Annotated in this window: 11 protein-coding genes; 4 read left to right on the top strand and 7 right to left on the bottom strand. The window is 54.3% G+C overall.

What is annotated here, in order from left to right; genetic code table 11:
* A partial coding sequence (locus H3Z84_RS16895) for a hypothetical protein (protein WP_206768794.1) occupies positions 1-188 on the top strand: 188 nt, incomplete at its 5' end.
* On the opposite strand, the gene H3Z84_RS00770 is transcribed toward H3Z84_RS16895, so the two are convergent.
* The 4 genes from H3Z84_RS00770 to H3Z84_RS00785 all read right to left on the bottom strand — a co-directional run bounded on the left by H3Z84_RS00770 (position 185) and on the right by H3Z84_RS00785 (position 1,992).
* Positions 185-958 carry a metallophosphoesterase family protein gene (locus tag H3Z84_RS00770; RefSeq protein ID WP_323126942.1) on the bottom strand — a complete coding sequence of 258 codons (774 nt, stop codon included), beginning with the start codon at positions 956-958 and terminating at the stop codon, positions 185-187. The genes H3Z84_RS16895 and H3Z84_RS00770 overlap by 4 nt on opposite strands.
* Positions 959-1,122: 164 nt before the next feature.
* On the bottom strand, positions 1,123-1,500 hold the full coding sequence (locus tag H3Z84_RS00775) for an antitoxin Xre-like helix-turn-helix domain-containing protein (protein ID WP_199455908.1): 378 nt from the start codon (positions 1,498-1,500) through the stop codon (positions 1,123-1,125).
* On the bottom strand, positions 1,500-1,739 hold the full coding sequence (locus H3Z84_RS00780; protein WP_199455909.1) for a hypothetical protein: 240 nt from the start codon (positions 1,737-1,739) through the stop codon (positions 1,500-1,502). Before H3Z84_RS00780 ends, H3Z84_RS00775 begins: the two co-directional genes overlap by 1 nt.
* A 16-nt stretch (positions 1,740-1,755) precedes the next feature.
* A complete protein-coding gene (locus H3Z84_RS00785; RefSeq protein WP_227497726.1) occupies positions 1,756-1,992 on the bottom strand; it encodes an HNH endonuclease family protein in 237 nt (78 codons plus the stop codon).
* 286 nt (positions 1,993-2,278) lie between these two features.
* On the opposite strand from H3Z84_RS00785, the gene H3Z84_RS17155 reads away from it, so the two are divergent.
* Positions 2,279-2,338 carry a hypothetical protein gene (locus H3Z84_RS17155; protein WP_248185651.1) on the top strand — a complete coding sequence of 20 codons (60 nt, stop codon included), beginning with the start codon at positions 2,279-2,281 and terminating at the stop codon, positions 2,336-2,338.
* A gap of 270 nt (positions 2,339-2,608) precedes the next feature.
* The gene (locus H3Z84_RS16980; protein ID WP_286895402.1) at positions 2,609-2,755 is read left to right on the top strand and encodes a hypothetical protein; all 147 of its coding nucleotides are present in this window, start codon (positions 2,609-2,611) and stop codon (positions 2,753-2,755) included.
* Between the two features lie 558 nt (positions 2,756-3,313).
* Here the strand turns inward: H3Z84_RS16980 and H3Z84_RS00795 are convergent.
* Genes H3Z84_RS00795 through H3Z84_RS00805 form a run of 3 tightly spaced genes read right to left on the bottom strand, consistent with a single transcriptional unit; the run spans position 3,314 to position 9,107 of the window.
* On the bottom strand, positions 3,314-6,439 hold the full coding sequence (locus H3Z84_RS00795) for an efflux RND transporter permease subunit (protein WP_199455911.1): 3,126 nt from the start codon (positions 6,437-6,439) through the stop codon (positions 3,314-3,316).
* Positions 6,436-7,782 (bottom strand): efflux RND transporter periplasmic adaptor subunit, encoded by a 1,347-nt coding sequence (locus H3Z84_RS00800; protein ID WP_199455912.1) that lies wholly within the window; start codon positions 7,780-7,782, stop codon positions 6,436-6,438. Before H3Z84_RS00800 ends, H3Z84_RS00795 begins: the two co-directional genes overlap by 4 nt.
* 5 nt (positions 7,783-7,787) lie before the next feature.
* Positions 7,788-9,107, bottom strand: a complete 1,320-nt coding sequence (locus H3Z84_RS00805) for a TolC family protein (protein ID WP_199455913.1) — start codon at positions 9,105-9,107, stop codon at positions 7,788-7,790.
* A gap of 481 nt (positions 9,108-9,588) precedes the next feature.
* On the opposite strand from H3Z84_RS00805, the gene H3Z84_RS00810 reads away from it, so the two are divergent.
* Positions 9,589-9,798, top strand: coding sequence for a hypothetical protein (locus H3Z84_RS00810; protein ID WP_153741751.1), 210 nt, complete (start codon positions 9,589-9,591; stop codon positions 9,796-9,798).
* Positions 9,799-10,081 lie beyond the last annotated feature (283 nt).

Genomic DNA, 10,081 nt, shown 5'->3' on the forward strand with positions numbered 1-10,081 from the left:
CCTTCCCAGAACAGGGCAAGAGGATTAGCATTCATAGGGACGGCGGTGAGTCGGTCAGGTTTGTTGTTTTGGCGAACTCAAAACTAACCGGTTTTACCGCCGTCTCCTACTTTTTCACGCTAACCCGCGATGAACCTTTTTATTTGGCTGTGTCCAAATTGTGTCCATGGTGTGTCCACGGTTTCTAGGACATTTTTTCCCGCCATGGAATTTTGACCTTTGCACTGAAACCGAAAACTCCGTCAACCTCCGGCAAAACCACCACGACCCGCCCATCGACATTCAAAGCCTGACCCTCACCCAGAGAAATGAGCCAGGGCCAGTCCCATCGAGTATGGCCGAACACGGTGAGCCCTTGAAAGCCGGTTTCAAGTGACAATGCGACACCGGGATCACCCCGACGAGCCGCCCGCTCCGGGTCGGTTGGGCCTTGATGGAGTAGCAGGATATCCGGGGCTTGATCGGTCACCGATTCCAGTGCGGCCAGAAAATCGTCCTCGGTTCGCCGTTGATTGCGATTCGGATTGCCCACGATACCGCTGACGCCACCGACGTTCAGGTTGCCCAAAACCCTAACCACCCCGCCATCCAGAAGGGTGGTGTTATCTGGAAGCGCTTCGGGATGATCCATCTGGTCGTGGTTCCCCAGGACGCCGACAACTTCGGGCGTGACCTCAGAAAACGCCTGAAACACCTCGTCCACCGGCCCGGTACCGCCGCGTTTGCGGCAGTCGGGATAATCGAACAGATCGCCGCACAGAAACACCGCGTCGGGAGCCGGAATGACACCTTCCCGAGACAATGCCGAAAGTGCCTCAGCCACAGGCACGCCGAGCAGCCGATTCTGACTGCCGGCTTCTCGCCCCTGGAGATCAGAGGTCAGCACAAGACTCTTCACATGACTCGGAAGGCCGGTGGCATAGGCTCGATAAAACGGCAGGCGATTATGCAGAGGCACACCGGCAGAGCCGCTGGTGCGGTGCGGCAAGGTGAAAAGGGGTTCAGGTCGATCCGGGTGATCCTTAGCATGGAAGGCCTCTCGAGCTGGCTCCGTATTTCCTACCACTCAAACAAAAAAGGTGACCAAACTGACCGCCCAAAATCTTGGTCGACGGGGGCTGGTTACCCCGCCCGCTTTGCATCAAAGTAGCGTCGAGTTTCCATGAGGTGCTTCATGGAGCCTTGCGCCATAAAGTCCAGGGCTGACGCTCCAAGGAAGGGAGGCTCACTGGTTTCCAGTCGAACCCGACGATTGGCGCGTTCGGCCGTTGGATACATGACCCTCAGGGATTCGTAGATGCCCAGGATGTAGCTGATGCGCTCCAGGGTATCCTGCGAGAGCGTGACGTGTGGCAACGTCTCATACTTGACCAGCGTGCTCCGGGACACACCGCCGAGCAACTGCATCATCTCTTCCTCGGTGCAGTCCCATTCGCGACAGATACCAACGAAGCCTTTGAGAGCCACATGCCCTTTGGCTTTTTCATCATCGACGGTCATTATGTTCGCCCATCCTTGGGCTGCTCTCGATCCTCCATAAAATCGTCACTGACGCCTTCAGAGTCGAACCACTCGTCCCAAACCGGATCGGTTGGTCGCTCGTAGCCTTTGACTGTCCCCTTTAGGCGTTCCAGAGGTGTGAGCTCCTGAGGGAGCGGCTCGGCCAGCTCGTCAGCATGGGCGGTGTGGGCATCTAGGCCGTCCAGGAGTTCTTTTTCGGTTGGGCGTTTGGTTTTCATGGCACACTCTCCGCAATCACAAGCAGGCCAACTCCGGGGCAGTGGGCTGCAGATAGTATGACTTTACCACCCGAACGAAGCGAGCTACATAGCCGCACTCGCCCAATGGGGGCAGCCATTCGTCGGGGCCTTTGGCTCCCTTGCTCAGGCTCGCCTCGACCGGCAAAAGATTAACCGGATCATTGGCGATGGACCGGCGCTTCTGGCCAAGCCATTCTCTGGCTCCGCGATCCCAAACCCAGGCCAGCGGCACAACATGTTTTGTGCCCTCAAGGAACAAGCTTTTGGTACACGGTATGGTCGCAATGCGAACATTGGAAGCAACCAATTAACGCTTCTTCCCGCATTACTTCGAAACCTATATGAGGGAAAGCACACTTTTTCAGTATACAGCTATTTCACATTCCCCCTGAAACCAAGCATAAACGGGTTGCAGTAGCCATCTGGGCAAACGGCATCCTGACTCTCGTCCAGATCGCGGAAAGGACTTTGCCGGCAGCTTGGCGCTGATTGCCGATGCTATACATAACTTCTGGGACATGGCATCGCTGATTATCGCGTTCGCGGCCCGTAAGATTGCGCGTCGCCCGGCTGAATAAAAGCTGACCTTCGGCTACGGGCGAATAAAGGTAGGTGTTGCGCTGTTAAATACACCACCTTGATCATGATAGGGCCCTACCTGATATACGAGGGTGTCATGCGGTTCCCAGATCCGCTGGAACTCAAGGGGTGTTGGGTAGTCTGACTTACATTGTTGCACTGATAATGGACGCGTTGAGCGCGCTGCTGACCTACTCAATGCAGAAGGGCAGCGTTAATATTCATGCGTTGTTTTACACAACTTGTCTGATGCGTTTGCGTCAATAGCAGTGTTTATAGGCGGAGCTCTTATCTTGCTCTACGACATGCGCTGGGTTGATTCCGCAATCACCATTGGCATGGCCAGCTATATTCTCTACCTGGACCTGACAGAAATTGGCGGGACCATCAGAACACTCATGCTGGGGAGTCCCTAGGATATCGGCACAGATTCCGTCATTGGGGCAGTATCAGACTTAGAAGGAGTTATCGACTTCACCCCGTACATTTTTGGCAGGTGGGTGAGCATGATGCCTCGCTCGACGCCCGTGTGGTTGTCGAGATGAGTGCGTGGAATGAACTTGAGAAACTCAAGGACAGGATAAAACAGGCTCTGGTGAAAGAATTCAACATAACTCATTCAACACTGGAATTTGAACACCCTGACTACAAGCACGAGGGAGCTCATACCTATGGGCATGGTTAACAGACGCGCTACGTAACATACCTTATCATGCAGAATCCAAACGAATGGCGAATCACAAAGGCACGAGGACTTCATGCAAGACATGATTGAGCGCCATCAAGTTTGCCTACCTCATCGCTGTTGTTCTCGGCCTTTTAGAGGGCCGGAAACCTCCCCAAGCAATATGATGCCAGAATATCTGCCTGGGACAATACCCAGGCTCTTGCTTTATAACAACATTACCCAGACACCAATGCATCATCAGACCTCGCCAGAATCTCGAAAGTAATATGGCGAGGTCTAGTTTTCTTTACCCTTCGGAAATACTCCTGCATTTCCAGAGATAGTAACCTACCGGTATCACCAACAGCGCCAAAATCACAGCAGATATCATCCCACCGACCATTGGTGCAGCTATGCGCCCCATGACTTCGGAGCCGGTACCAGTGCTAACCATGATAGGCACCAAACCTCCGATAATAGCAGCAGCAGTCATCATTATAGGCCGCACGCGCAATCCGGCACCATGAAGCACGGCATGGCGCAACGTCTCGCGTCTTGGAGTCGCCCCCTTCTCCTTACAGGTTTGCAACATTTCCTCGTAAGACTGGTTCAGATACACCAGCATGATGACACCAATCTCCACGGCAACGCCGGCCAGCGCAATGAAACCTACACCGACCGCAACGGAGAAGTTATAGCCCAGCAGATACATCAGCCAGATTGCACCAATCATGGCAAACGGCAGCGTACCCATGATGATGCCCACTTCCGCAAAACGACGGAAGTTCAGGAACAGCAGAATGATAATGATAGCCAGCGTCAGCGGCACCACGTAGGTCAGCTTTTCCTTGGCACGCAGCATGTACTCATACTGGCCAGACCAGGTAACCGAATAGCCCGCAGGCAGATCGAGCTCCTCGTTAACGGTAGCCATGGCCTGCTCCACATAGGTGCCGACATCAACCCCTTCAATATCCACGAAGGTCCAGCCATTGAGGCGGGCGTTTTCACTTTTGATGGCGGGAGGACCATCTTCTACCCGGATATCGGCGACATCGGCAAGCGCAATCCTTTGCCCCGTTGACGTAACGATGGGCAACTGCTCCAGCTTCTCTGGAGAATCCCGGTAGTCCTGGGGGTAACGCAGATTAATCGGGTAGCGCTCAAGCCCTTCGATCGTCCGCGATACGTTTATACCGCCAATCGCCGAAGCAACAACTTGCTGAACGTCCGCTATGTTCAGTCCATAACGGGCTGCACGTTCCCGATCGATATCCGCCTTGATGTATCGGCCGCCGGCGACCCGCTCAGAATAAACAGAGGCGGTGCCGGGGATGTCGACCATGATCTCCTCAAGGCGTTTGCCGATGTCCTGAATAATGGCAAGATCCGGGCCCGCTACCTTTATGCCAACGGGTGTTTTAATGCCCGTTGCCAGCATATCGATGCGGGTTATGATGGGCATGACCCAGGCATTAGTTACCCCCGGGAAACGGATCAGGGTATTGAGCTCCTGCTTGAGCTTTTCCGTCGTCATCCCTTCCCGCCATTCATCCCTGGGCTTTAACTGGATAAATGTCTCGATCATCGTCAACGGTGCTGGATCGGTCGCGGTATCCGCCCGCCCGACTTTGCCGAATACCGTTTTTACTTCCGGTACCGTGGCAATCAGTTTGTCGGTTTGCTGCAGCAGCTGCCGGGCCTTGCCAATTGAAATACCCGGGTAGGTGGTTGGCATGTACATCAGGTCGCCCTCATCCAGCGGAGGAATGAATTCACTCCCGATTTTGGTGGCCGGCCACAGGCCCACAACCAGTGCAAGCAGTGCGGCCATAACCGTACTTTTCGGGAATCGAAGGACGAGCTTCAGCGCCGGCATATAAACACCGACCAGCAGACGGTTCACGGGATTCTTGTGTTCCGGCAGCACCTTGCCACGGATAAAATAGCCCATGAGCACGGGAACCAGCGTCACCGCCAGGGCCGCACTGGCTGCCATGGCGTAGGTCTTCGTGAAAGCCAGCGGTGCAAACATCCGGCCTTCCTGCGCTTCCAGCGCAAATACCGGCACAAAACTGACGGTGATGATCAGGAGCGAAAAAAACAGGGCTGGCCCGACCTCGGAGGCCGATCTGGCCACGACCTCCCATCGGTTCTCAGGGGTTAACGGGGTCCGCTCCATATGTTTGTGCATGTTCTCGATCATGACGATGGCGCCATCGATCATCGCCCCGATCGCAATCGCAATCCCCCCGAGGGACATAATATTGGCGTTGATTCCCTGCCAGTACATGACAATAAAGGCCGCCAGAATGCCAACCGGCAGGCTGAGAATCGCCACCAACGACGAGCGAACGTGGAACAAAAAGATGATGCACACCAGGCCCACCACCAGAAACTCTTCAAGCAGCTTGAACCCGAGATTATTCACCGCCCGCTCAATCAGACCGGAGCGATCATAAACCGTTACCACCTCGACACCTTCCGGCAAACTGGATTTCAGTTCCTCCAGTTTCGCCTTCACGCCATTGATGGTTGCCTGGGCGTTTTCACCGAAGCGCATCACTACTATGCCACCGACGGTCTCGCCTTCGCCATTCAGCTCAGCCACCCCGCGCCGCATCTGCGGCCCAATCTCAACAGTGGCCACGTCTTTCAGGAGCACGGGGGTGCCGTTGTCATCAAGCCCCAACGGAATCGACAGCAGGTCCTCACGGGACTGGATGTAGCCGGACGTGCGCACCATGTATTCCGCCTCGGCCATCTCGATGACCGAGGCGCCCACTTCCTGATTGCCCCTCTTGATGGCGTTCTGGATGTGAGCCAGAGGAATACCCAACGCCCTGAGTTTTTCCGGGCTGACCTTGACCTGATACTGCTTCACCATGCCACCAAGCGCGGCCACTTCGGACACGCCTGGCACTGTTTGGAGTTCGTATTTCAGAAACCAGTCCTGCAGGCTGCGCAGCTGGCTCAGATCGTTGTTCCCGGTGCGATCCACCAGAGCGTAGAGGTAAACCCAGCCAACCCCGGTTGCGTCCGGCCCCAGTTGCGGGCGGGCCGAGTCTGGAAGGCTCGGGGCCACCTGGGACAGGTACTCCAGCACCCGGGAGCGAGCCCAGTACATGTCGGTGTCTTCATCGAAGATCACATAGACGTAGGAGTCCCCAAAGAAGGAGTAACCCCGGACCGTCTTGGCACCCGGCACCGACAGCATGGCGGTGGTCAGTGGATAGGTCACCTGGTCTTCCACCACTTGTGGTGCCTGGCCCGGAAAGCTGGTTTTGATAATGACCTGCACATCCGAAAGATCCGGCAGCGCATCTACCGGCGTCTTGCTCAGCGAGTAGAGGCCAAGCCCTGTAATAAGCAAGGTGGCCAGCAATACCAGAAATCGATTACGAACAGACCAGTGAATGATGGCTGCGATCATGATTCGCCTCCGCCATGATTCATGGAACTATGGTCCATCGCCTCAGGTTCGCTTTTGGGCTCCGCTTTCTCCGGATCCATGACGTGCCCCGAATGATCCATCTGTGAATCCATGGCGTTGCTGCCTGATGCCGACATTCGCTGGAAATCCGAAGTCTTGCTGGACTCGGAGTCGATCAGGAACTGCGCAGAGGTCACCACGGTATCGCCAGGCTTAATGCCTTCCAGTATTTCTGCGTACTTGTCGCCAATCCGCCCTACCGTGACGTTGACGGACTTGAAGGCACCCTGTTCCAGCGCCACCACCAGACGGTCGCTTTGTCCAGTGCGGATGATCGATTCACGCGGCACCAACAGGCGTCTTTGCCCACGATCCCCCTGGACCTCCAGGCGAGCAAACATGCCGGGCAGCAAAGCTCCGTCGGAATTGTCAAACCGCATCCGGACCCGGGCCGTCCGGGTTTCCGGATTAACCTCGGGATACACATAGTCCACTTTTCCGCGCCACTGGCGCCCGGGCATGTAATCCAGGGTCATCATCACCCGGCTATCGCCCTCCACGGCCGAGAGCTGGCTTTCAAATACCTCGCCAATCACCCAGACTTCATCCAGTGCAGCAATCGACAAAACCCGGTCTCCGGGCTTTATGAACATGCCCTCGCGAACGTTCAGATTGTCGACAACGCCCGAGCTTGGGGCGTATACGGTCATCGTTCTCTGTATGTTTCTTGTCTGGCGCAGCTGCCGTATCAGGCTAGCCGGCACATTCAGAGCAGCCAACCGTTCCTCAGCGGCATTGATCAGTCGCTGATTCCCCCGGTTCAGTGCCAGGAGCAACTCCTCCTGAGCATTGACCAATGTGGGTGAATAGAGGGTATACAGAGGCTTGCCTTTTTCGACTGGTTCCCCCTCAGCTTTCACGTAGAGCGCTTCGATCCAGCCCTCTACTCTGGGATGCACGTGGGCCATCTCATCTTCGTTATATTGGACGTAGCCCACAGTAGTGATGGTGTTCGGCAAGCGTCCCTGGATGACGGGCTCGGTGCGAACTCCCAGGTTGTTGACCACGGCAGGCGAAATACGAACGGTACCGGCCGGGTCGTCAGCTGACCCGGCATCCTCAAACACTGGAATCAGGTCCATCCCCATAGGTGATTTCCCGGGTTTGTCGCTTTTAAAATTAGGGTCCATGGGCGCCACCCAGTAGAGCGGCTCCTTTTCCTCGTTACCGACCCCATCTACGGTTGGATCTGAAACCATTCCCGGTGCCAGCCAATAGGCGGCACCGACGCCAGCGATCCCGCCGAGCACTATAAAGCCCAATGGACGAATGAAATTAGCCATGATGATCAATCCTGCAAATCGGTCATTGAAAAGGAGGGAATGTTTGAGGCTTCCGTGGTCAAATAACGGAAACTTGCCAGAGTTTTGGCCCGCTCGGCCATCATCTGGATCAATTCGACCTCGGCATTGAGTTCGGAGATCCTTGCGCGTACCGCCTCAGCAAAATCACCGTCGTCATTGTTATAGGCGGTCAGCGAGGCATCGGCCTGCTCTTCCATCTGCGGAAGAAGAGTTTGCTGATACAAGTCAATCCGATCATCCAATCGCTCAATGCGGGCCAACGCCGAGCGCGCCTTCGCCTTGAGCGATCGGATTCTCAGAACCCGATCCGTTTTTTCGGCTTCCAGTCTGGCTGCAGACGCGTTGAGCCGTCGGTCTTGCCGGCTTCCTGTGAATATGGGCAGGTCAAAACCGATACCAATAGAAAACAGGTCTGCCCTGTCCTGGCCGTTCGGAGCTCGGTCACGGTAACCATATTGTGCGAAGACCGACCACTCTGGTTTGTAGGCTTCCCTGGCAAGGTCTACGTCAATGCCCTGTACATCAATCAGTTGATCTGTGGCGCGAACCGACGGGTGACGGATGACAGACTCCACACTGGTCTCCGGCCAGCTGCTGGAAACATCTGCCAATAACAGAGGAGGAATGTTTTCGGCGACCGAGAGCTGGGCCCGCCTGGAACCGATCCATTCCCCTAGAGCTTCTCTGCTGGAAGCCAACTGAGTATGCAAAGCGGTCAGCCGATCTTCAAGCCGAGTCAATTCCAGCGAAGCACGAATAACATCTTGTTGTCTGGAGCCCATTGTCGCGGAGGTATATCCAGCTTCCGCAACATCCGCCAATTGCTCGAACAGCCCCCGGTTCTGTTCAATGAGGCGGATGCTTTCCTGGGCTTTCCAAAGATCGAGCCATAGGTGGGTCGCCGTTTCGGTGACCTGCGCACGACGATTCTGTCGGAGGTAAGGCTGTACACCGGCCAGTTCTTCTTTCTTTGCGCTAGCCAAGCGGCGGCTGTCTCCACGAGGAATTCGCTGTGTAATGCCAATCATGCCCTGGGTCATGGGCTCTTGCCCGGTATCAAAAGTATCCAGAGGCAGATTTGCCGCGCCGATCGTTACCCGGGGATCGGGAAGCGCGCCCTCAGCAACAGACTCTTCCATCAGCGCATCTTGTTTGTAAGAGCTCTGGCCGAGCCAGGGATCGCGTTCAGTTGCTGCTTCGATGACACTCTGGAGCTCCAGTCTGGGCTGAGCCCACGCAGAAATGCTGCTAAACAGCAACACACCCAAAATAGTCTGCTTAGTAAAAAAGGTGCGGATGGACAACTTGAGATCTCCGTGGAAAGCATATAAGAGCACTTATATTAGATCTCAAAGCTGAAACGAAGCTGAAATTAAGTGCGCACAAATTTTATATTGATCTGGCTCAACTATTTTTATCACTAACAAAAGTTATCAAATCGTTAATAAACTTTTTTTGTTTTTTCAGTCAGGTTTCAGGAACTAATGATCTAATGAAACCATCAACCAAACAGGAGGTGAAACTATGAAATCATTAATAGTATTCGCCGCAGCAGCGACTCCACAAAGAAATGACACGCTATGGATTGTCAGAAGTTGGAATGGAGGCGCGAAGACAGATGATAAGTGAAGAAGGACGAGCCTACCATCGTGCTTTAGAGAAGAAACAAATGGAGCAGAAGGTAACGTACAGCAAATGATAACAGAAATACCGCTGGTGGGCATCAGCGGTATCTACTAGAGGCCCAGTTGCATGGGCCTGGAGCAACAAATCAAGGAGTTCGTCATGAAGAGCATCATTACAGCCATAGCAATGACAGCACTGTTTAGTTCCTTTGCCTACGCCGATTCTGGCTTAGCCGACAGGATTAACGAGGCAAGGAGCTATCCGAACAAGACCGTGGAAACCGTTGACAGGCAAGAACTCTGCCTGAAACATCAAAAATTACACAAGCAGATGAAGGAGGCGGGAATAGCAGATTCAAGTGACGACTAGTACGTTCCGCTTAGGCAGAGCTAACAAGCGAAGCTTGCTTCTCATACAAAGAACGTTGCCAGTCATGAAAATAGCATGACTGGCTATAGTATTGATTTACTGGAATCTCGGCGCTAAATTTATTACCGTACCGCAAACCTTAGGAGGGTCTGATTAACGCCTGATTTATCGCTGAATCGCTTTTCAACTCGAAAAAAAGCCATTCAAGCGCGATTTTGGCGTTATCACCCTCTGTTTTGTTCGATTTTTGCCTATTTCCCGCCGTTTTGGCGGAAAACAGGCG

This window comes from Marinobacter sp. bablab_jr003, from assembly GCF_016464245.1.
GTDB classification, from domain to species: Bacteria; Pseudomonadota; Gammaproteobacteria; order Pseudomonadales; family Oleiphilaceae; genus Marinobacter; species Marinobacter vinifirmus.